Origin of the sequence: Novosphingobium mathurense (assembly GCF_900168325.1) — a bacterium.
Classification (GTDB): Bacteria; Pseudomonadota; Alphaproteobacteria; order Sphingomonadales; family Sphingomonadaceae; genus Novosphingobium; species Novosphingobium mathurense.
This window is the reverse complement of record NZ_FVZE01000003.1, coordinates 314,411-336,700: the sequence shown is the minus strand read 5'-3', so window position 1 is coordinate 336,700 and position 22,290 is coordinate 314,411. Positions and strand designations below refer to the sequence as shown.

The following is a 22,290-nucleotide window of genomic DNA, read 5'->3' as shown; positions in this document are numbered from 1 at the left end:
AGCCCCGCAGTACAACGACTCCAGGAAAGGTATCCGTTTTGACCAGCACGTATTCACCCAGACTCAGCAGCCCCGGCAGCGCCGTGATCGTTACCGGCGGCGCCTCGGGCATCGGCCTTGCCTCTGCCCACGCCCTCGCCGCGGTGGGCCGCCCCGTAGCCATCTGGGACATCAACGGTGAGGCGGCAGAGCGCGCCGCCGCCCTCGTGGCACAAGACACAGGCACGAAATGCCATTTCGAAGAAGTGGACATGCGCCGGCTTGAGAACTTCGAGGCCGCGCTGGAACGGTGCCGCGCAGCTCTCCCTCCGCTGGGCGGCCTGGTTCACTGCGCCGGCGTCGTCGACACCGGCTCGCTGGAAGGCATCACGCCTGAGAGCTGGCAGACGGGCATCGACATCCACCTGCGCGCCCTGGCGTTCATGACCCAGGCCATGGCAGCCGACCTTGCGCGGAACCCGGGGTCGGCGATCGTAGCCATCACTTCGATCAACGCCACGCTCGGCAACGCCATGAATCCGATCTATTCGGCAGCCAAGGGCGGCATGCTCTCGCTCGTACGCTCGCTGGCCGACCGACTGGCGCGCGACGGCATCCGGATCAACTCCGTATCGCCCGGCCAGATCCTCACCGCCATGATGCGCCCTGCAGTAGAGAACCTGGAAAAGGGCCACTTCGAGAAGCGTATCCTGCTTGAACGGCTCGGCGCGCCCGAAGAAGTGGGGCGCGTCGTGCGTTTCCTGCTCTCGGATGAAGCCAGTTACATCACCGCGGCCGAAGTGGTCGTCGACGGCGGCAACATTTCCTCGCAGCGAGGATAACCGGTAAGGCCGGAATCGAAAGGGGAGCCGGGCGCATAGCACCCGACTCCCCTTTCATTCGCCCGCTCAGGCAGCGATCGCGTAGTCTTCGAATTTCGGCACGGTCATGGCTTCGGCAAAGTCCTCGTAACCCCATGGCCAGCTTGACGGGACGCCGGTGGCATCGAGATACCAGCTCGAGCACCCGGATCCGAAGATCGTCGTCTTCGCTGCCGCGATACGGCGCTCCTCGTAATCGGCATGGGCACTCGCCTTCGGAGCAACGGCGCGCGCTTCACCGGTGCGCAGGAGATCCATCAACTGGTCGATATAGGCCCACTGCCGCTCGGCAATGTCGATCAGCGAAAAGTTGCCGACTGGACCGGTCGGACCATTGAGCATGAAAAAGTTCGGAAAATCCGGCAGGGTCACCGCATAATAGGCACTGGGCCGGACCGACCAGAAATCATCGAGCGTCCTGCCGCCCTGCCCCGTCACACCGGCCGGCCGGATGAAGCGATCGGCACGAAAGCCGGTTGCCAGGATCAGCGTGTCCAGTTCATGGAAAGTGCCGTCGGCCATGCGCACGCCCTTGGGTTCGACCTGAGCGATGCCACCAGTTTCCACGAAGACCGCTGGGTGCTGGACCTCTTCGTAGTAGCTCCAGGAATAGATCAGACGCTTGCAGGCAGCGCGATAATCGGGCCGCAGCTTCTCGCGCAGCTCCGGATCCCGCACCGACGTCTCCAGGTTCTGCCTGCAGATCTCCTCGATCTCCTGCATCTGCGCTCCGTCGATATCCGTAATCGCGCGCGTGAAGCGAAGGACCGCGCCGAGGTATTCATCGCTGTAGCGGATGGCATCGATCAGCTTCGGATCGGCCCGGAAGGCGGCGCGTTGCTCGTCAGTGAACGCGAACTGCTGAACCGGCAGGATCCACTGCGGGCTGCGCTGGAAATGCACCAGCCGCTCGACCCGCCTGTTGATGGCGGTAACGATCTGGATCCCGGTCGACCCGCACCCGATCAGGCCGACGCATCCGCCGTCTATCTTTGCCTCGTCATCCCAACGAGCCGTGTGGAAAGACTTGCCCTCGAAACTATCCAGCCCTTCTATTTCGGGCAGTTTGGGATGGTGCAGAACACCCGAGGCCGCGATGACCACATCGGCGACATAAGTCTCTCCCGATGCGATGGTCACGGTCCAACTGCTGGTCGCATCATCCCAATCGACTGCGGTGACCTCGCACCCGAACCGGATCTGATCGCGAATACCGTACTTGTCGGTTACCATCTCGAAGTAACCGTGGATCTCGGCACCGTCGGCAAAGTTGGCCTTCCAGTCGGGATAGGGCTCGAAAGAGTAGGTATAGGCGTGCGAGGGTACGTCGCAGGTCAGACCGGGATAGCGATTTTCGCGCCAGGTCCCGCCGATGCGGTCCGCCTTCTCGAACACAACGAAATCCTCGCCGCGCTGCTTCAGCTTTATTGCAGCGAGAATCCCCGCCATCCCCGCGCCGATGATTGCGCTCCTGATCGAACGCCTTGACTTGCCATCACTCATTGCATGTTCCCGTAATCAATTCTCCGGGGACTCTGGTAGGCTCTGGGTCGACTTCGGGCATAACCCATCAGGGTTATGCCCCGCGCAATTTTCTTTCTGCAATTGGCCCAACCACGTGCCAGGATAATGCAACCGCGCATTCTTCCACAGGATCGTATCGAAAGACCCTTTCCCCAGTTCGTACGGGTTCGACGATTACACGTTCAGGCCGGCCAGTGCGATACGTGGCGAAAGTGCAACGGCGGCGCAAAAATTACAGCCGCCATGCACCTGCCACGCGCCAAAGGCGAAAGAACGGATTACATGTTCGTGCAGGAGGAACACAAAACCTGAAAATCCAATTCTCGTAGAACTATATACATAATATTCAATCATTTCTCCATTAGGGAGGGGAACGAAATGAATACGAGACTTCAATCCAAGGCCATGTTTGTCGGCGGCGTCTGTTTCAGCCTGATCGCCTTTTCCGCTGCTGCTGCAGCGCAGGACGAAGCCAATCAGGGCGGCGGGGAAACCTACAACAACGAAATCATCGTCACCGCCACCAAGCGCAACGAATCCATCCAGGACGTTCCGTTTTCGATCAATGCTCAGACCGCAGAAGCCATGCGCCGTTCGGGAGCCACCTCGATCGAGGACGTTTCACGCTCCATCGCCGGCCTGACCGTCCAAAACCTCGGCCCCGGCCAGAGCCAGGTCTCGATCCGCGGCGTCTCCGCCGGCCAGGTCGTACGCGACCAGCCCGGCGTGAAGGAGCAGGTTGGCGTCTACATGGATGAATCGGTGATCTCACTGTCACTGTTCACGCCCGACTTCGACTTGTTCGACCTCGATCGTATCGAGACGCTGCGTGGCCCGCAGGGCACGCTGTTCGGTTCCGGCTCCGAAGGCGGCACGGTCCGCTATATCACCAAGCAGCCCAAGCTCGACATCGTCGAAGGCACTGTGGAAGCTGGTGCAAATGTGTTGAAAGGCGGCGATGTCGGATATGACGGCAAGGCGGCCGTCAACGTACCGCTCGGCGAAACCGCGGCGATCAGGCTTGTAGGCTATGCCGAACACTACGCCGGTTTCGTCGATGCGATCGGCCCGGCAGCGGGCAAGAACATCAACGATGGCAATCGCTACGGCGGACGTGCCAGCGTTTTGTGGGAACCGAGCCCGGGCATCAAGGTGACCCCGCGCATCATCTATCAGGATATCAAGACCAACGGCTTCAACCGCGAGGATACTTACCACCTCTACTACAATCCGCTGATCGATGCCTCGCAGATCCTTCCGGAGCGGACCCAGTACCTCAAGCTGCGTGAACAGTTCCGCGACAAGACGACGCTGGCGGACCTGACGATCAATGCAGACGTGACCGACACGATCGCCGTCACCTCGGTCACGACTTATATCCATCGCAACATTCTGGTCGCTCGCGATGCTTCGGCGCTGACCGGCTCGGTCTCCGTTTCGCCCTTCGCCCTTGACCTGGGTGTCGACGGATCGCTGGCGAACCTGCCTTCCGAACTGCGCGACAGAACGAAGCTCAAGCAATGGACCCAGGAACTGCGCCTGGCTTCCACCGGCACCGGGCCATTCCAGTGGGTGTTCGGCGGCTTCTACAGCCACGTCGACCGCACATACGCGCAGCGCCTGCCGACTCCTGGATACGATGCGATCGTCGACGCCACACTTGGTGCCGGAACTTCAGCCTCGGTCGCAAACGGCTTCCCGGCAGACTCGCCCTACAATGCCGACATCCCGTACATCATCAAGCAGGCGGCGGTATTCGGCGAGGCCAGCTACAAGTTGGGGCAGTTCAAGCTCACCGCCGGCGGTCGCTACTATGACTTCAAGGAAAAGCGCGACTTCGTCTCTGGCGGCATCTTCGCGAATGGCGACAACAATATCGGCGACAAGACCAGTTCCACAGGCTTCTCGCCACGCTTCATCGCCAGCTTTGAAGCCAGTCCGGACGTCACGTTGAACCTTCAGGCATCGAAAGGCTTCCGCCTCGGTGGCGTCAACGATCCATTGAATATCCCGCTCTGTTCGGGAGGAGCGACCGGTCCGGACGCAGCGACATACGGCAACCGCCCGACCTTCGACGACGAAACGCTGTGGAACTACGAAGGCGGCATCAAGGCGCATACTGGTGGCATCACCTTCAACGGTGCGGTGTTCCATAACGAGATCAGGAATCTCCAAGTCACCGCCGATGCCGGCAGCTGCTCTTCGCGCGTGCTGTTCAACGTACCCAAGGCCCATACGACCGGCGTCGAGGCCGAACTCGCGGCCCGGCTCATGGACGGTTTCGACGTCAGCGTGAACGGCAGCTACATCGATTCCAAGATCGACAGCACCGTCCTCGACGGTTCGGGCGCGGTCATCGCCGGTATCCGCAAGGGCAATCGCCTGCCGACTGTCCCGAAGTTCCAGATCTCGGCTTCGGCCACATACGAAACCGAGATCAGTGACGGCATCGACTGGGCCTTCACCGCAAGCTACCAGCACGTCGGCAATCGCTTCACCCAGCTTGCCGACCAGGAACCGGGCGCAGGATCGTTTACCAATTCGATATTCTACGATCCCGCGACCGGCGCATTCGGAACAGGAGCCTATGACTTCGGATCCTATCGCCTTCCGTCCTACGATCTCGTCAATCTCTCGACGAGCGTAAGCCTCGACAACGGCCTGTCCGTGTCGCTCTACGTCAACAACCTGCTGGACAAGAACGCCCTGATGTCGCTGGATCGCGAACGCGGCGGCCGGGCGCGTCTCGGATATAACATCGGCAGCCCGCGCAAGATCGGGATGACGGTGCGCAAAGAATTCTGACCTGACGGAAACAAATCCGACCCCGGGGGCTTCAAGGCAAGCCCCCGGGGTTTTTCATGCCCATTACCCCGGTAGCGCTGTCCCATCACGGGAACGGACATTTCACTCTATGCAATCGAATATTTGACATCTAATATACCAATAGTGTCTATGGGCCCGTTTTGAGACTCCCCTGCTCGCGCAGAGCTACTTTCAAGTTGGATGGATATGGCAGATTTCGACGCACGTCAGGCTTCGCTGGACCTTGTCACAGCCTTTGTGAACAACAACAAGCTGAATGCCTCTCAGCTACCTTCGCTGCTCAGCGATGTATTCAAGGCCGTTTCGGAATTCGGCGAAGATGCGCCGATGCCCGCGTTGGCGAAGACCGAGGACAAGGCTCCTGCCAAGCCCGCCGCCGCAAAACCGGCCGCAGCGCCGAAGGCAGAGCAGTCGGCTGCCAAGGCCGAAACCGCTGAGCCGGCCAAGCCTGCCGCCGCAGTCAAACCGGCCGTATCCGCCAAGGAATCGCACAGCGATCCGAACTTCATCGTCTCGCTCATCACCGGTGAGAAGTTCAAGACGCTCAAGCGCCACCTGCGCAAGCACGGCCTGACCGAAGCCGAATACAAGGCACGCTACGACCTGCCTTCGGACTACCCGATCGTGGCCCGGGCCTATTCCGAGCTGCGCCGCAAGGTAGCCAAGAACATCGATCGCAGCGGCCAGGACACCGCCGCTCCTGCGGCCAAGGCCAAGGAAGCCGCACCGGCCAAGGCGCAGGCTCCGGCGAAGGCGAAGTCCGCTGCTGCCAAGAAGACCGCAACCAAGCCCAGGGCTGCTGCGAAGACGACCGCCGCGAAGAGTGCCACGACTGCAAAGGCAAAGAGCGCACCGGCTGCGAAGGCAGCTGATACCGCCGCGAAGCCGGCAGCCACCGCGCCCGATGCCAAGAAAGACGCAGCGCCCGCGGCGGCCAAGGCCGCGCCTGCCAAGAAGGCGACCAAGGCCCCGGCCAAGCCCCGTGCAAAGAAGGCTCCTGCGGCCAAGAAGGCTGCTGCACCCAAGGCTGCCGCCAAGACCACTGCGGCACAGGACAGCAAAAAGGACGCCCCTGCTTCGGCTCCGGCAGCAACGCCGGCTCCCGCTGCAAGCGCGACCAGTCCGGCCCCCGAAAGCAAGAGCGCTGCCGCGCCTTCGACTGCCGACAGTTCCGCCAGCTCGAAGCCGGCCCGCAAGGACCGTCCGAAGCTTTCGCCGGTCTTCAAGTAAGCGACACGCCGGTAAGGCGCCCGGAGGCGCCGTTATCGGCCAGAAAAAAGCCCCGCATGACACTGCGACATGCGGGGCTTTTTCATGCAGGGGATCTTTGGGGGAACGCAGGAGCGCTCCCCTGACCCAGGGTTATTCGGTGCCTGCTACCGTGAGCACGGCCAGCGAAAGCGCCTGCGCGCCCGCGCGAATTGCCGGTTCGGGATCGGGCGCAAAGAACGGCGAGTGGTTCACCGGGGGCTTCTCGCCCTTCTTGACGTAACCTGCCAGCACGTCCGCATCGACTCCGCCAATGCCCACGAAGACCGACGGGACGCCTGCCGTAACGAATTCCGAATAGTCTTCGCTGCCCGAAGCCGCCGGCTTGTCTTCCGATTCCACCGTGACATTACCGCCCACAGCCTCCCTGACCACGGCCGCAACGGAATCCGTCAGCTTCGGATCGTTGTAGAGTGCCGCAGTGCCATAGAGGTAATCGATCTGCGGGTCTGGCGCGCCGGCCATGGCCGAAACGGCGTCGGCCGTCTTCTTCACGCCGTCCATCAGCTGTTGCCGCACCTTGGGCTCATGCGAACGCAAGGTGAGTTGCAGGACCGACGTATCGGGAATGATGTTGGCTGCCGTTCCGGCATGGAAGCTGCCGACTGTGATCACGCCGAACTTGGCCGGATCGACCTCCCGGCTGCGGATCGACTGGACGTCGCTCACGAAGTGCCCGCCCATCACGATCGGATCGATGCTCGATGCCGGCATCGAGCCGTGTGCGCCCTTGCCCTTGAAGGTGATGCGCAGCTGATCCGAGGCCGAGGAAGACATGCCTTCCTTGAAACGCACATTGCCGGTGGCATCGGGTCCGACATGGGCGGCGAAGCCATAGTCGGGCTTGGGGAAGCGCGTGAACAGGCCATCGTCGAGCATGGCCTTGGCACCGCTGACGGTTTCTTCGGCGGGCTGGCCGATGAACATCAACGTTCCGTGCCAACGATCCTTCATCGCCAGCAGGGCTTCCGCCGTGGCAACCCACCAGGTCATGTGGATGTCATGCCCGCAGGCATGCATCGTAGGCGTGACCTTTCCGTCGATCTCCTGCGTGTAATGGCTGGCATAGGGCAAGCCGGTCTTTTCGAGAACTGGCAGACCGTCAAGCTCGGTCCGCACGAGGACGGTAGGCCCGTCACCGTTGCGATAGATCGCAACGATGCCGGTGCCGCCGACCTTCTCGGTCACGGTAAAGCCGAGCTTGCGCATCTTGCCAGCCAGCAATGCCGCCGTACGCGTTTCCTGAAAGGCGACTTCGGGATGCGCGTGAATGTCCTCGTAGAGCGCCTGGAGCTGCGGATAGTTCTTGTCGAGCACGGCATCGATCCGCGCAAGGTCTGCCTTGGGGTCGGGCGTAGCCGCAACCGCCGGAGAGGCAGCCAGTCCCGCCAGAATCAGCAAGAGTGGTGACTTCTTCATCGGTTGGGTCTCCTTACATTGCAAAGTGGAAATTCACGCCGAACGTGCGCGGCTGGATCGAGAAGGTCAGGTTGCTGTAGCCGAAGCCGTTGGTCTGGCTGACGTTACCCACCGTATCGGTGACATTGTTGACGTAGACCGCCATGCCCCAGGTCTCGTTCTCAACACCAGCCCTGAGGTTCAGGGTTGCGTAGTCCCCGTAGTAGGTAAGGTACGGATCGGTGCTGCTGACATTCGACTTCATCTTGCCCGTGTAGGCAAAGTCCGCGCGCAGCAAACCGTCGAAGCGATCGTTCAGTGCCCACTTGTAGGAAGCCGAAGCAGCGCTGCTCCACTTTGGGCTGTTGGGCAGACGATCGCCCTTCCTGCCGCTCGATGCAGTCACGAGGATGTCGTCGTTTGCCTGGTCTTCGGTCAGCTTGCCATCGGTGTAGCCGCCCGAAACGGACAGCGAGAGACCTGCCAGAGGGCGGACCGTCAGGTCCACTTCACCGCCGCGGATGCGCGCTGCACCTGCATTGGTCAGGAAGGAGTAGAGGCCGTCGGCCGTGCGCGCACTCAGCTGCATGTTGCTCCAGTCGATCTGGAACACGGCAGCGTTGAAGACCACATCGCCGCCCAGCCAGCTGGTCTTAATGCCGGCTTCATAGTTCCACAGGCTATCGGCGTCATAGGCAATGAGGTTTTCCGGCAGGATCGGAATATTGTTCGCACCGCCCGGGCGGAAACCCTTGGCCGCGGTGGCATAGGCCATGAGATCCGGCGTGAAGTTGTAGCTGACGTTGAATTTCTCGATCAGGCCGTGAGCGCTCGCCTTCACCTTCGAATAGTCAGCGAGCATGCTGGCGGTCAGCGGGCTGGCGAGCGTCGCCTCGCCACCGGTGGACTTCGTGTAGTCGTAATACCGCAGGCCGCCCGTCAGGCTGAGCTTGTCGGTCGGATGCAGGGTTACTTCGCCGAACCCGGCCATCTGCCGCACCTTCGTCTCGACGTAACGATAGCTCAGGTTACGCAGCGGGTCGGGGATCGCCCCGTCCACGGCGCTGACGCTGGTCACGTTGCTGTCGATGTGGTCCTTGCGGTGCTCGTAGTAGCCGCCGATCGTCCAGTCGATGAAGTTGGTGCCGTTGGACGCCAGCCGCACTTCGTAGTTCTGCGACTTGAGCCATGCCGGCTGATACCCGATCGCAGGCAGGACGGAGGACGCATAATCGCTGAAGGCGCTCTGCTGGTCCGCCGAGCACGCGGCGCTCAACCCGTAGTAGGCGCTGCAAGTGCTGGGCAGCGAGCCGAGCGCGGCCACTGCGGGAGTGAAGTCGACGGTGCGCACGATGTTGAACTTGTAGTAGGTGCCCGTCGCGGTCAGCGTGGCGAAGCCGAAGTCCTGGTCCGCCTTGAGATTGTAAAGCTGCATCTCGCTGTTGAAGGGCAGGCGCACGTAGGAGTCCGTCTTGTAGCGACCGACCTGGGGATACCAGCCCTGCTGATCGTCAGCCGTGGACTTCTCGTAAATGGCAGTGGCCGTGACGGTCGTGTCCGGCCCCGGCTCGTAGCCGATCAGGGCGCGAACGCCGCGCGCCGTGCTGTCGTTGATGTTCCTGTCGCCGTAACGGACATTGTCGATGAAGCCCGGCTTTTTCTGATAGTAGCCGACAAGACGAACCGCCAGCTTGTCTTCCACGATGGGCATGTTGACCATGGCCTTGGCGCCATATCCGGTACCGCCGCCGTCGATCGCCGATGCTTCGGCCTCTGCAGCCGTCTCGTAAGTCGAGGCATCGGGCTTATTGAAGATGATGCGCAAGGTACCTGCCATGGAGCTTGCGCCGTAAAGCGTACCTTGCGGACCGCGCAGAACTTCCACGCGCTCGACATCGAAGAGGTTCAGGTTGGCTGCCACCGCACCGGGGTCCTGCGTCGTGCCGCTAGGCCCGGTGACCGGCGTCTCGTCGTAATAAAGTCCAACGGTGGCTTCACCGGCCGCGTTGACACCGCGGATGCTGATGCGGCTGCTGCCGATCTGGCCCTGCGTCACGTTGAGGTTGGGAACCTGGCGGAAGTAACCGGAGAGTTCGCTGGAACCCATGTCGCGCAGCGTCTCGCCGCTCATCGCCGCGATACTGATCGGAGTTTCCTGCAGGGTGGAATCGCGCCGCAGGGCCGTGACGACGATGTCGCCCGAAGCGAGAATGCCTTCGTTGGCTCCGGCACTTTCGTTATCGGCAACGGAATTTGCCGTTTGGGCCATTGTTGCCATCGGAAACAGGGATACGGCGGCCAGAAGTGTGGCCGTGGTGATCGAAGACTTCATATGGAAGAATGCCCCCCTTGGTTCAGGACGATTATGTCTGGCGGTCTGCCAGCCTTCCGAGCGATCCTTCCCTGACGTCTCTTGTTCTGTTGTTCTGGACTTTGAAGGCGGAGCAGGGGCCGGAGCCGACCGATCGCTTCGGCAGGCAACAGGATTACGGACAGCTGCCCGATTTTTCCGTCTGCATTGCCGTTCAATCCGGTCACAGCGCCACATCTCCGACTTACCCTCTGGTGCGACCCGAAGGGTATTCAATCAGGAAGACGCAAATCCGCGACGAGTCCGTACCGGAATGTGAAAGTTTTTTTGCAGTGCAGCAGGGGGCGAAAAAATAATATTGTAAATCAGAATCTTGAACTCAGACCGACCGAGACTGTCCGCGGCTGGATCCGCGTGACTGTTCGCGGTGCGAATACGGTATCGGCTGCCCAGACCCGTTCGTGACTCCCTGTCAGGTTGCTCACACCGACGGACAAGGAATGCCCGGCCAATTCCAAACTCGCGCGAAGATCGATCGATCCGCCGCCCCCGAGCCGCATTGCGCGAATGTCGCCGCGATCCGACCTCGAATAATGCCGGCCAGTATAATGCCCATATAAGCCGACTGTGAGACGCATACCCTCATCCAGGTTCCAGCGCCCTGTCAGAACGCTGCTGACGATGAGCGGGGCGACATAAGGCAGCCGGTCGCCCCGCCGACCCGTTGCCTGCGCGATCTCACTCAACTGGTTGGAGGTGAGGCGGGCATCGAGGTATGTCGTCTGCACCCGCGCCTCGAAATGCTCGCCAGCGCGCGCGTCCAACCCCAGTTCGACCCCATCGATGCGCGCATTGCCAAGATTGCTGATAATGGCAAAGGCGCCATTGTTGGTGATCGCCGAGACTTCCATGTCCGACCAAGTCTGGCGAAACAGCGCACCACTGATCTGAACCGCGTCACGCGCAAGCGACAGGCGCGAGCCCAGTTCACGACTGACGATCCGGTCCCCACGATAAACGGCCGCCTCACTCGGCAAGCCCGGTATGATGTTGACGCCGCCCGGCCGAAACCCCTGTGCGACTTCTCCGTAGATCAACCAATCGGCGCCGGGATGGAAATCCAAGCGGATGCGGCCTGCAGTTCCTCTCGTCGAGTAGCCATAGGAGACCGGAGCATCACTGCCATAGAGTTCGGTTGCCGGATTGCGCCACAGACTCTCTCCGCTGGCGTAACGCCGATAGCGAAAATAACGCCCGCCGGCTGTGATATCGAGCAGGTCGGTAACGTGCCATGTCAGATCGCCGAAGGCCGCAAACTGCCTCAGCGCACCTGAGAACCTTCGCAGGCTCTGTGCAGGCGTCTCACCGTCGATCATGCCTTCGCCATCGACCCGGTGGGCTGAGCTTTCACCGCTATCGATCCGACGATTGAAGAAAAGTCCGGTCGTCCAGTCGAGCTTACCGCTCCCCGAAACGCGCAGCTCCGCCGATGTGCCGGTCACGCGCAGCGGTTGATCCAGGACTGCCGGGGTTACCGAATCCAGATAGTTGCCAAAATCGGCCAGTTCCCCGGTCGAACACCCGATTTCGGGCAAACGCCCGAAGTAGCCCGCACAGGCATGCTGGTCTCCGCGCAGATCTTCCAGCACTCTGGTGAAATCGAGGCTGCGGCGCGGCACCCACCGATAGCGCGACGCCGAAAGCTCCATGTCGGCTCTGCCAAGCGCGCCCCGAACTATGCCCGAAACCATCCAGAACCGGCTCGAGAAGGGCAGACGCACTTCACGGCCTGTCCGATAGGTGCCAAGGTCTCCGCTACTGCTGCCAAAATCATCGAAATCGGTCTCCTGGTAGGCGCCCTCGAGAGAGAGAAACCAATCGACTTCGGGCTCCCACATCAGGGAGAGCCGCGCGCCCACATCATCCCTGGTGCCGATATCGCTCTTCCTCAACGGAACGTTGTCCACGAAACCGGCTTCGCGCCTGCGATAGGCAACTGCGCGCAGGGCCGCGCGATCGGGCGCAACGACCATGTTGACCACCGTGGAGGCATCGAAGCCCGTGCCTCCGCCTTCCACCAGCGACACCGAGGCATCCACGCTGCCGGAGTTGGCATCCAGTTCAGGCTGGCGAAACAGGACCCGCATCGTCCCCGCAAGGGAGCCTGCGCCATAGAGCGTGCCCTGCGGCCCGCGCAGCACCTCGATCCGCTCGACATCTACCAGGAGGAGATTGGGCGTCATGAGGCCCGGATCCGAAGATGAGCCCGAAGGCCCCAGCACCGGTACGTTGCCGTAGTAGAGCCCGACGCTCGGCTCGCCCGCACTGAACACACCGCGCAGGGACATGCGGTCCAGACCCGAGCCCGGCGAAGAAATCGCCAGGCTTGGAGCCAGCTTGACGACGTCGGCATTGGTCCGTCCGGCGAACCTGCGCCACTCATCCCCGCCCAGTACGACCATGCTGACCGGCGTATCGAGCAAGAGCGTTGGTCTTCGCAGTGCGGTCACAACGATGGAAGAAGGGGCGCTTGGGTGTACCGCTCGCTCGACCTCTATTGTAGAAGCATGTCCAATGCTCTCGGCCTTGCCCTGTTCCACGCGCTCGATCACGAAGGACCGCGGCGCAATGCGCTTTGCACGCAGGCCCGTTCCGCGCAGCACGGCCTCGAGGCCGGCTTCAGGACTGACCGACTTGCCGGGCTGCTCCGCGGTGATTCCGGATACCGTTTCCGGCCGAAAGAGAATGGACAGGTGCCCGCGCCGCGCCAGAGCCTGCAGGGCATCGGCCAGCGAAATGCGGTTCGGCGCGGCGAACGCATGTGATCCCGCGAGTGCGGAAAAGGTCCACGCCGCGGCAACGATCAGGGCCAGCCGTAAGATTGCCAAATTCGAAGTCTCTTGCGTGTTTCCTGATGCGCGTATGTTTGGCTACCCTAACCCGATTCGCCGTTCATGACAGTCGGCGCACGAGTTTTTTCACACTTGGGCCACGGATGAGCGAACTTAACACCCTGCACAACGCGATTATCCCGCATCTGCCCGTACTGCGACAATGGCTGCTGCGTCGCATCGATCGAGCCGAGGATGTGGATGATGTCGTGCAGGACGTCTGGATGCGCCTTTGCCGGCTTCCCGACAGGAGCGTCATCGAAAATCCGCGCGCCTATCTGTTTCGCACTGCCAGCAGCGTGGTGACTGATCGCTTCCGCCGCAGTGAGGTCAGAGCCGCCAACCGGCACGATGAATTGACCGAAGTTCGCCATCCTGTTGAGGAGATCACGCCCGAGCGCGTCTTGATGGGCAAGGATGAGATGGAAAGGATCGTTGCGCGCATCGGCCGGTTGCCGGAGCGTACGCGAGATATCTTCGTGTTGAGCAGGTTTGAAAATCTGAATAACCGCCAGATTGCGGCAGCCATGTGCATTTCGGTCAGCGCGGTCGAGAAGCATATGATGAAGGCGATGCGCACATTGCTGGAGCAGAGCGATGACTGATCGGCATTCGCAAGGCGATGGCATGAGCGACAGGGAACTGGCTGCTTTCCTGCGCGACCCTTCAGGCAAGACACGGCCTTCGGGGGAAAAGCCGCAAGCGCTGCAGGAAGCCGAAGACCTGTGGCGATCGCTCGATGCCGTGAAGGACGATCCGCGCATCCTTTCCATGCGATCGGCAGCGCGTGCGCGGCTGGCTGCCAATGATGGCGCCGACGAAGAAGACGATAGCGAGACCGAGGCACGTTCGCCGCGTCGCACGCTTGCTCACTGGGCCCCGATTGCCGCCTGCCTGCTCCTCGTCTTCGGACTGGGCAGCTATATCTGGGTCGACCGCCCCGGCGTAACCGCTTCCCAGGCGCTGCAGGTGTTGGCGAACGGACACGAGGCGCCCCGTGCCTATCGGCTTTCCGATGGCTCTACCGTGACGCTCGACGCGGTCTCGCGCGTGGAAGTATCGCTGTCCAACGATGCACGTCGCCTGACCCTGAAACAGGGCCGCGCCTTCTTTGACGTCGCGCATGACGCCGACCGCCCCTTCATCGTCACTTCGGGCGATAGCAGCGTGACCGCATTGGGAACGCGCTTCATGGTGTCGCAACGCCGCGACGATCCGATCGTCATGCTTTCACAGGGCAAGGTACGGGTTGCCGACAGCGTCCAGACTGCCGAACTCATACCTGGAGAGGAACTGTCCCGGGACATGAGCGGCAGCTACATCATCGCAAAGAGCGATCCTGCCAGCGTCAGCGAGTGGACGACGGGGGCGGTCAGCTTCGATGCCCAACCGGTCTCGCAGGTTCTGGAAAAGCTCAACCCCTACCTGTCAAGACCGCTCGTCCTCGATGACCCCGCTGATGCGCAAGCGCAGATAAGCGGCACGTTCCAGCTCGGCAACATCCGGGACATTCGCATCGCCCTGGAGGCAATGGGCATTGCCGTAACGCAGGGGCAGGCACCTCTAGCCGCCCAGCGATAATCTTCCCAAAGGCCGGAAATCGGCGCCCTGCAAGCGCCTGTGGACAGAGCCGGCCCACTGCATAACCGCAATGCGACCAATAAAGGCCGCAGCATGCGATGCTGCTGCGCAGCTGGCTATTTCGCAATTTGCTTCCGATCGGGCTCGCACAAAAAGCAATATGTTGCGCTGGCATCACCTCATGCTGCGTTCAACAAAACCCGAGGAGAAGATCATTGTCGCGACGTTCGCCCTTCCTGCTCGCATCCACTCTAGCCTCAGCCCTGGCGCTTGGACTTACCTCGATAACGCCTGCCGATGCCCATGCCATCTGGTTCGCACAACGCGCCAAGCAAGTCGCCCTGATCTACGGCGTGGGCGCCGACGATCTCGATGCCGTTGGCCGCATGAAACATATCACGCTCGTGAAGGGCTATGACGAAAACTGGCAGCCGGTGGAAACGACACTGCGCGAAGCCGGCATCGTTCCTGTTGTCGACAGTGACGAGCCGATCCAAGCTGTGACGGCAGTCATGGACTACGGCAACTGGACCAAGGACAATAGCGGGGTATGGCACAACACGACGAAGGATGAAGTTGCCGACGTCGCCCTGTCCGAGCACAACTGGAAATACGCTCTGCACCTCGAAAAGCTGCCGAAGACACAAGTACCGCTTTTCGAAGGCATGACACTCCAACTCGTTCCGGTCGGCACGATTCCCGAAGACAAGGGCAAGCCACTCAAGGTCCGCGCCTATCTCAACGGAAAGCCCACAGCAGGCGTCCAGATCATTTCCGACTACGTCACCGATCCCGACCAGGTCCCGGTGAAGACCGATGCTGACGGCACGGCCACGATCACCTTGCGCAATCAGGGCCTCAATGTCCTGGTCGGCATCTACGTCGCACCCTCTGACCAGCCTACGAAGTACGACCAGGTCGAACATCGCTCTTCGCTTTCGTTCGTTCTGCCGCATCTGCCTGAATGATCCGCGGTATCGGCCGACAAAGCCGGTAATCGCGCATCCGATACACGGAGATACAACGATGAAGATTTCCGCATTTCCCGCCATGTTCGCCGCAAGCCTGCTGGTCGCGGCCCCTGCCGCCCTGATCCCGGGCGCCGCCTATGCGCACGGCAGCATGAAGCCCCAACACGGCGGCATGGTCCAGATGTCGGGCGAAACCCTTTTCGAACTCGTCAAGGGCGCCAAGGGCGTCGATGTCTACATCAGCGAGGAAGACGAACCCCTGCCGGCCAGCGATTTCAGCGCCAAGCTGATCGTGACGAGTGCCTCGGGTGCCAAGTCCACTTCGGCAATGAGTGCGGTCAAGGGGAACCAATTCGCTGCGCCCGGCGTCAAACTCCAGGCCGGTTCAAAGGTCGTCGTCTCGATGGTCAACAAGAGCAGCGGCGCGAAGACGTTCGCCAGCTTCAAGATCTGACGCCAATGCGCGAGGCATTCCTTGCTGCGTCCCGCCGCCTTGGTGCGGCGGGACGTCCGCTGGCAACAGGCGGCGCACTTTTCGCTGCATTGGCTTTGGCGGCAACGGCCCAGGCCCACGGCGTGGGAGAGGCTGACAGAGCCTTTATCGAGGGCAGTTCGGGCATCGCCATCCTGCCCTACATGTACCTCGGCGCGAAGCACATGGTGACGGGATATGATCACCTGCTCTTCCTCGCAGGGGTCATCTTCTTCCTGTACCGGATGAAGGACATCGGGACTTACGTCACGCTGTTCGCGATCGGTCACAGCTCCACTCTGCTGATCGGCACGATCTTCGACATTCGAGCCAATCCCTACATCGTCGATGCCATCATCGGCCTGTCCGTCGCCTACAAGGCAATCGACAACCTTGACGGTTTTCGCACGATGTTCGGCTGGGCGCCCAATCCGCGTGCCGCGGTATTCGTATTCGGCCTGTTCCACGGCTTCGGCCTCGCGACCAAACTGCAGGACCTTACTCTCTCGCCCGAGGGTATGATACCGAACCTGCTGTCGTTCAATGTCGGCGTCGAGCTTGGGCAGTTCATGGCACTTGGCCTGATCCTCATTGCCATGAACATCTGGCGCCTGAGCGGAAGTTTCCAGCGCAGCGCCATCGCTGCAAACGCGGCGCTGATGTGCGCCGGCTTCGTCCTCGTCGGCTACCAGCTGACCGGCTACTTCACCCAGGGAGCCTGACATGGCCACTTCCTATCCCACCGATACCGCCGCGCTTCCGCGCAACGTCCAGGCCACTCCGGCCACACTCGCCAAGGCTTGCCTTGGTGCCGCCGTCGCGGCGGGGGGCGTCCTCACCCTGTTCGTCCTGCCTGCCGAATATGGCATCGATCCAACCGGCATCGGCGCCAGACTGGGCATCTCCGGCATGGCCGTATTGGAAGAGGAAGACGATACCGCCCCCGCCGTGACAGGCCCGACTTCCGCACTGGCAACGCCGACGCGCGCTTCTATCGAACGCGCTACCCCCTGGCGCGAAGACGAGCTTACCCTCGACCTGGCTCCGCACAGCGGCGCAGAAATCAAGGCGCACATGGTCAAGGGCGACAGCTTCGTCTTTTCGTGGCGTTCGACGGGCGGAGCGGTAAAGGTCGATATGCACGGTGAACCCGTGAACGCCGCAGACGATGAATTCACCAGCTACTGGAAAGAACGCCAGAGTGAAGCGGGTCAAGGCGATTTCACTGCGACTTTCGACGGCACGCATGGCTGGTATTGGCGCAACAAGGGCGACACCCCGGTCAAGGTGACTGTCAAGGTGGCCGGCTTTTACAAAGATCTTTTCAAACCCTGATCCACCCGGGACATTCCCGAGCCTGAACAAGGGCGAAGCGCTTCCATCCGGCGCTTCGCCCTTCTTTTTTGCCCCGCCGAAATTAGAAAGAGCATAATAATTTGTTCCGGAGCCCCGGAATGGGTTTGACTGGAGCCGACATAGTGCAGGCACGTCACCATAATGCTGCGTCGCACAAATGCATAACTAAACAGCGAATCCAGCATCCGCCCAATCATCAACCCATCAATATCGCAAGTGCACAATCAACTTATCGGGACCGGCAGGTCCTGCTGAACAACCTTTCGACAAGGGCACGGCAGAATAATTGGACTATGACCACAATTCGTCATAATCATTCGCTCGCCCCCCCCAGTTACGATGAAAGATTTGTCAGGCTCCAGATAGCCTCGACGTAGCAAAAAGAAGCGGACAGGTCGCTGAATCCGCGGAAATTGGCGGAGTATGTAGCGCACAAGATCTGCTCGAATGGAATTTGCAGGACGTGGGAACAACTCAAGTGAGGGGTCAGAAGATGAGAATTCTAAATTCCGCAGTTCAAGCTTCCCTGTTGGCAGGGACGGCAATGATCGCCTTCCCAACCATTGCCATGGCAGACGATGCGCCGAATGATGCCGGCACTGACGACACGATTACCGTCGTCGGCCAGCGCCAGCAGTATCGCGGCGATGTTCCGCTCGCAGAGATCCCGCAGTCGGTCCAGCAGATCGACGGCAAGATGCTCCAGGACCTGAATATAACCCGACTCGATACCGCCCTCGACCTGGCAAGCGGCATCGCCCGTCAGAACAATTTCGGCGGCCTGTGGGATGCATTCGCGGTCCGTGGCTTTGCCGGCGATGAGAACTTCCCGAGCGGCTTCCTCGTCAACGGCTTCAACGGTGGCCGCGGTTACGGCGGCCCGCGCGATGCTTCGAACATCGAGCGCATCGAAGTCCTCAAGGGCCCGAACGGCGCCGTATTCGGCCGTGGCGAGCCCGGCGGTACGGTGAATATCATCACCAAGAAGGCAACGCTCGACAGCACCTTCGGCAGTTTTGCAGCTTCGGCCGGCAGCTTCTCGACCTATCGCGTCGAAGGCGACTACAACCTTGCCCTGACCGACAAGGTTGCGATTCGTCTCAATGGCGCCGCGCAGGATGCCGGCAGCTTCCGCGACACGGTCGATTCGAACAAGATCGTCGCATCGCCCTCCGTACTGTTCGAACCCTCGTCCTCGACGAGCATCAGCTACGAAATGGAGTTCGTCGATCAGGAAGTGCCCTTCGATCGCGGCGTAGTTGCCGTCGACGGTGTACTCGGCCTGATCCCGCGCTCAACGTTCCTTGGTGAACCCGGCGATGGCCCGACCAAGGTCAAGGTACTCGGTCACCAGGTCCAGTTCCAGCAGGACATCGCAAAGGACTGGGTCTTCCTGGCCGGTTTCGGCTACCGCGATACCAAGTTCAGGGGCTATTCGAGCGATCCTGAACTGGCTGGCAGCCGCCAGACGCTTGAAGAGACCGGTAACTACCTTTCCAGGCAGCGCCGCCACCGCGATTACAACACCACCAACCTGGTGTTCCGCGGCGAGATCTCGGGCAAACTCTACACCGGTTCGATCGCGCACCATGTCCTCGTTGGCGCTGACTGGGATCGCTTCAAGATCAATCTGAACCAGATGCGGTTCCGTCCAAGTCCTTATACGGCCGGCACTCCGATTACGGCTGCGAACAACGCGATTGACATATACAATCCGGTCTATGGTCAGCTTCCAATCCCGACCTCGACGATCCAAGACTCCAGAGAAACCCAGAAGTCCTGGGGCGTCTATTTCCAGGACCAGATCGACATCACCGATGCGTTCAAGATCCGTGGCGGCGGTCGCTATGACCACTTCCGCCAGGAGATCGTGAACAACCTCAACGGCACAACCACCATAGTCGTCAAGAAGCGGTTCAGCCCGACGATCGGCGCGCTCTACCAGCTCACCGACACACTGAGCGTTTATGCCAGCTACGGCACGGGTTTCCGTCCCAACAGCGGTATCGACTTTGCCGGCAACCCGTTCGCACCGGAAACCAGCAAGTCCTACGAGGCCGGCCTGCGCTTCGTGTCACCTAATAACATGATCACTGCAACGCTTGCCGCCTATACAATGAAGAAGAACAACATCCTGACGAGCGACCCGGTAAATGCCGGTTTCTCGCTTGCAGCCGGCAAGGCTCGCAGCCGGGGCATCGAGGCGGACGTCAACGCCAAGTTGCCCGGCGGGCTGAATGTCTTCGCGACATACGCCTACACCGACGCCGTGTGGACCAGCGCTGCACTCGACGTCAGCTTCGGCCTGAACATTCAGCCCGGCGATCCGCTGATCAACATTCCCAAGCACGCAGCCAACCTGCTCGTGACCAAGGAATTCGATCTCGGCGATGCCGGCGTCGTAACCATCGGCGGCGGAGTCAACTACACCAGCAAGCGTCTCGGCGAAACGGGCATCGACTTCTACCTGCCCGACTACACGCTGGTTCGCGCCCTGGCGAGTTATGCGCCCAGCGATGGCGTCAAGCTCAGCGTCGATGCCACAAACCTGTTCAACGTGACCTACTATCCGGCATCTTACCACCGGTACTGGGTCTCGCCGGGCCAGCCGCGCGCGGTAACTTTCCGGGTTGACTTCTCCTTCTAAGGACGGCCTCCCGACAGCGTTCCCGCCGCTCCCTTCCCAGCAGGGAGCGGCGGCCGCTATATTCAGGACAGCCATGAAACCCGGTACTTTCCTTCGCATCCATCGCTGGATCGCCCTGGCCTTTGCCCCCCTGCTGCTGATCCAGGCCCTGACAGGAGCGTTGATCCTGTTTCGCGAGCCGCTGGCGCAGATGATCGATCCCGCCGCAATGACGCGCCAGAGCAACCCTGGCACACAACCGGCGCCAGTATCGACCCTGCTCGACAGCGTTCACCACAGCTTCCCGACCATGCGGATTACCCGCCTCTTCATGCCTTCGAACGCCGACGCGGCCGCCTTTGCGCAGCTTTCCGGTGCGCAAGGAGAAGTGCGTTACGCTTCGGTCGATCCAGGCAATGCCCATGTACTTGCCTCTGGGCCGATCTGGCGCTTTCCGATCGAGGCGGCGCTGCAGATCCATTACCGACTGCTGGGCGACTGGCTCGGCATCGCCATCGTTGCGCTCAACGGCCTCGCGCTCTTCCTGATCGGCGCCAGCGGAGTAAAACACTGGTGGCCGGGACGCGGCCGCATCATCGCCTCGCTCAAGGTGCGCCGCAGCCTGCCTTCGCGCATCAAGCTGCGGCTCTATCATCGCAGCGCCGGGGCCATCGCCTCGATCCTGGTGCTGTTCAGCGCGATAACCGGCTTACTGCTCGCCGCCGCCGACCTTCCGCTTGGACCATCGCCCACGGCCCCGATCCGCACAACTTCCCTGAGCGACGACCAGATAGACAGCGCCATCGCGCTTCTGCACGATCGCCTTCCCCAAGCCCACGTCCGCGACATCCGGTTCGCGACCGACGGCACGCTTGCCGTCAACCTTTTCGCAGACGAGGCCGGTCCACGCGCCGTCGACGTCGTGAGCATCGATGCCACCGCGCCCAGTATCGACGGAGTCCTGAAGTCCCGGGAAAATCCTGCACTGTGGCTGACTGTCCTGCCGCTCCATGCCGGAGACAGTTTCGGCCTTCCCGGCCGCCTGCTGCTCATGATCGAAGCTCTCGCACTCATTTTCCTTTGCATCAGCGGCCCTCTGCAATGGTGGCGCAGCCGCTCCTCTCGACCGGGAACCAAGAAATGACCTCGATCCTACACTGCGGCGATGAAGAGCGCGGCACGCTCTGGCGCGACATCTTCGCACGCGAAATGCCCGAAGTCGATTTTCGCTGCTGGCCCGACCTTGGCGATGCGAAGGAGATCCGCTTCCTCGTCGCCTGGACCCTGACGCCCGAACTGATCGCAAGCCTGCCTAATCTGGAAGTCCTTTTCAGCATCGGCGCGGGCGTCGACCAGCTCGATCTCTCGCTCGTCCCGCCGCATGTTCGCGTCGTGCGCATGATCGAGCCGGGCATTACCGTAACCATGGCGCAATACATCGTCATGGCGGCGCTGGCCCTTCACCGAGACCTGCCGTTCTACCTGGCAGAGCAGCGCGCGGGCCGATGGACCCAGCGCGACGTCCTGCTCTGCTCCGAACGCACGGTCGGATTCCTTGGCCTCGGCGAACTGGCGCGCGCGTCCATCCAGGCCCTGAGGCCGCTCAGCTTCAACCTGCTGGGCTGGAGCCGCTGTGGAGCCGATATCGAGGGTGTCGAGACTTATGCCGGGCCGGACGGTCTGGATCCGTTCCTCGCCCGCTGCGAAATCCTAGTCTGCCTGCTTCCACTAACCGAAGAGACCCGCGGCATACTGTGCCGCAAACTCTTCGATCGCCTGCCGCACGGGGCGGCGATCATCAATGCCGCGCGCGGCGGCCACCTCATTGCCGAAGACCTGTGCGCAGCACTTGACGAAGGCCAACTGTCGGCAGCGTTCCTCGATGTGGCGAGTCCGGAGCCGCTGCCGCAGGGCCATCCATTCTATTCGCATCCTGCGATTTTCCTTACTCCGCACATAGCCGGCGTCACCCGCAGGGAAACAGCGGTGCATTCGCTGATCGCCAATCTGCGCCGCGTCCTTGCGGGCGAAGAACCGGACGGCGAAGTGGACCGTGCAAGGGGATATTGAGCTGCGGCATGCTATGCCGAATTCACGAGGACAAAGCCGCAAATTGCCTCACTTCTTCCCTGCAATCGGAAGCAAGTGACGCGGCGGAAGTGGCCTTATTCATATCGAGAAGCGCGAGGCATGTGTGGCCCGCGC

At 61.3% G+C, this 22,290-nt stretch carries 17 protein-coding genes; 13 read left to right on the top strand and 4 right to left on the bottom strand.

Annotation, left to right across the window (positions count from 1 at the left end):
* Positions 1-38 precede the first annotated feature (38 nt).
* Positions 39-821 carry an SDR family NAD(P)-dependent oxidoreductase gene (locus B5483_RS12535; RefSeq protein WP_079730581.1) on the top strand — a complete coding sequence of 261 codons (783 nt, stop codon included), beginning with the start codon at positions 39-41 and terminating at the stop codon, positions 819-821.
* A 66-nt stretch (positions 822-887) separates the two neighbouring features.
* Here B5483_RS12535 and B5483_RS12530 read toward each other — a convergent pair whose 3' ends face one another.
* Positions 888-2,363: a flavin-containing monooxygenase gene (locus B5483_RS12530; RefSeq protein ID WP_079730580.1), complete on the bottom strand. Its 1,476-nt coding sequence runs from the start codon at positions 2,361-2,363 to the stop codon at positions 888-890.
* A 399-nt stretch (positions 2,364-2,762) separates the two neighbouring features.
* On the opposite strand from B5483_RS12530, the gene B5483_RS12525 reads away from it, so the two are divergent.
* Positions 2,763-5,189 (top strand): TonB-dependent receptor, encoded by a 2,427-nt coding sequence (locus B5483_RS12525; protein WP_245829115.1) that lies wholly within the window; start codon positions 2,763-2,765, stop codon positions 5,187-5,189.
* A 207-nt stretch (positions 5,190-5,396) separates the two neighbouring features.
* Positions 5,397-6,440, top strand: coding sequence for a MucR family transcriptional regulator (locus B5483_RS12520; protein WP_245829112.1), 1,044 nt, complete (start codon positions 5,397-5,399; stop codon positions 6,438-6,440).
* Positions 6,441-6,572: 132 nt separating this feature from the next.
* Here the strand turns inward: B5483_RS12520 and B5483_RS12515 are convergent, their stop codons facing one another.
* Positions 6,573-7,898, bottom strand: coding sequence for an amidohydrolase (locus B5483_RS12515; RefSeq protein ID WP_079730577.1), 1,326 nt, complete (start codon positions 7,896-7,898; stop codon positions 6,573-6,575).
* Positions 7,899-7,911: 13 nt separating this feature from the next.
* Positions 7,912-10,209 carry a TonB-dependent receptor gene (locus B5483_RS12510; protein ID WP_079730576.1) on the bottom strand — a complete coding sequence of 766 codons (2,298 nt, stop codon included), beginning with the start codon at positions 10,207-10,209 and terminating at the stop codon, positions 7,912-7,914.
* 17 nt (positions 10,210-10,226) lie between these two features.
* Between B5483_RS12510 and B5483_RS12505 the strand changes: the two genes are divergently transcribed.
* The gene (locus tag B5483_RS12505) at positions 10,227-10,544 is read left to right on the top strand and encodes a hypothetical protein (protein WP_079730575.1); all 318 of its coding nucleotides are present in this window, start codon (positions 10,227-10,229) and stop codon (positions 10,542-10,544) included.
* 9 nt (positions 10,545-10,553) lie between these two features.
* Here B5483_RS12505 and B5483_RS12500 read toward each other — a convergent pair whose 3' ends face one another.
* Positions 10,554-13,076 carry a TonB-dependent receptor gene (locus B5483_RS12500; protein ID WP_245829109.1) on the bottom strand — a complete coding sequence of 841 codons (2,523 nt, stop codon included), beginning with the start codon at positions 13,074-13,076 and terminating at the stop codon, positions 10,554-10,556.
* A gap of 107 nt (positions 13,077-13,183) precedes the next feature.
* On the opposite strand from B5483_RS12500, the gene B5483_RS12495 reads away from it, so the two are divergent.
* The 9 genes from B5483_RS12495 (at position 13,184) to B5483_RS12455 (ending at position 22,155) form a co-directional block, all read left to right on the top strand.
* Positions 13,184-13,684: a sigma-70 family RNA polymerase sigma factor gene (locus B5483_RS12495; protein ID WP_054944547.1), complete on the top strand. Its 501-nt coding sequence runs from the start codon at positions 13,184-13,186 to the stop codon at positions 13,682-13,684.
* Positions 13,677-14,660 (top strand): FecR family protein, encoded by a 984-nt coding sequence (locus tag B5483_RS12490; protein ID WP_245829107.1) that lies wholly within the window; start codon positions 13,677-13,679, stop codon positions 14,658-14,660. The genes B5483_RS12495 and B5483_RS12490 overlap by 8 nt, the downstream gene beginning before the upstream one ends.
* Positions 14,661-14,875: 215 nt before the next feature.
* A complete protein-coding gene (locus tag B5483_RS12485; protein ID WP_139383983.1) occupies positions 14,876-15,628 on the top strand; it encodes a DUF4198 domain-containing protein in 753 nt (250 codons plus the stop codon).
* 58 nt (positions 15,629-15,686) lie between these two features.
* Complete coding sequence (locus B5483_RS12480; RefSeq protein WP_054944549.1) at positions 15,687-16,085, top strand: hypothetical protein; 399 nt, start codon at positions 15,687-15,689, stop codon at positions 16,083-16,085.
* A gap of 5 nt (positions 16,086-16,090) precedes the next feature.
* Positions 16,091-16,825 carry a HupE/UreJ family protein gene (locus tag B5483_RS12475; protein ID WP_079730573.1) on the top strand — a complete coding sequence of 245 codons (735 nt, stop codon included), beginning with the start codon at positions 16,091-16,093 and terminating at the stop codon, positions 16,823-16,825.
* Between the two features lies 1 nt (position 16,826).
* A complete protein-coding gene (locus B5483_RS12470; RefSeq protein WP_054944550.1) occupies positions 16,827-17,438 on the top strand; it encodes a hypothetical protein in 612 nt (203 codons plus the stop codon).
* Between the two features lie 514 nt (positions 17,439-17,952).
* The gene (locus tag B5483_RS12465) at positions 17,953-20,106 is read left to right on the top strand and encodes a TonB-dependent siderophore receptor (protein ID WP_079730572.1); all 2,154 of its coding nucleotides are present in this window, start codon (positions 17,953-17,955) and stop codon (positions 20,104-20,106) included.
* Between the two features lie 73 nt (positions 20,107-20,179).
* Positions 20,180-21,229, top strand: a complete 1,050-nt coding sequence (locus B5483_RS12460) for a PepSY-associated TM helix domain-containing protein (protein WP_079730571.1) — start codon at positions 20,180-20,182, stop codon at positions 21,227-21,229.
* On the top strand, positions 21,226-22,155 hold the full coding sequence (locus B5483_RS12455) for a 2-hydroxyacid dehydrogenase (RefSeq protein ID WP_079730713.1): 930 nt from the start codon (positions 21,226-21,228) through the stop codon (positions 22,153-22,155). Before B5483_RS12460 ends, B5483_RS12455 begins: the two co-directional genes overlap by 4 nt.
* Positions 22,156-22,290: the final 135 nt, after the last annotated feature.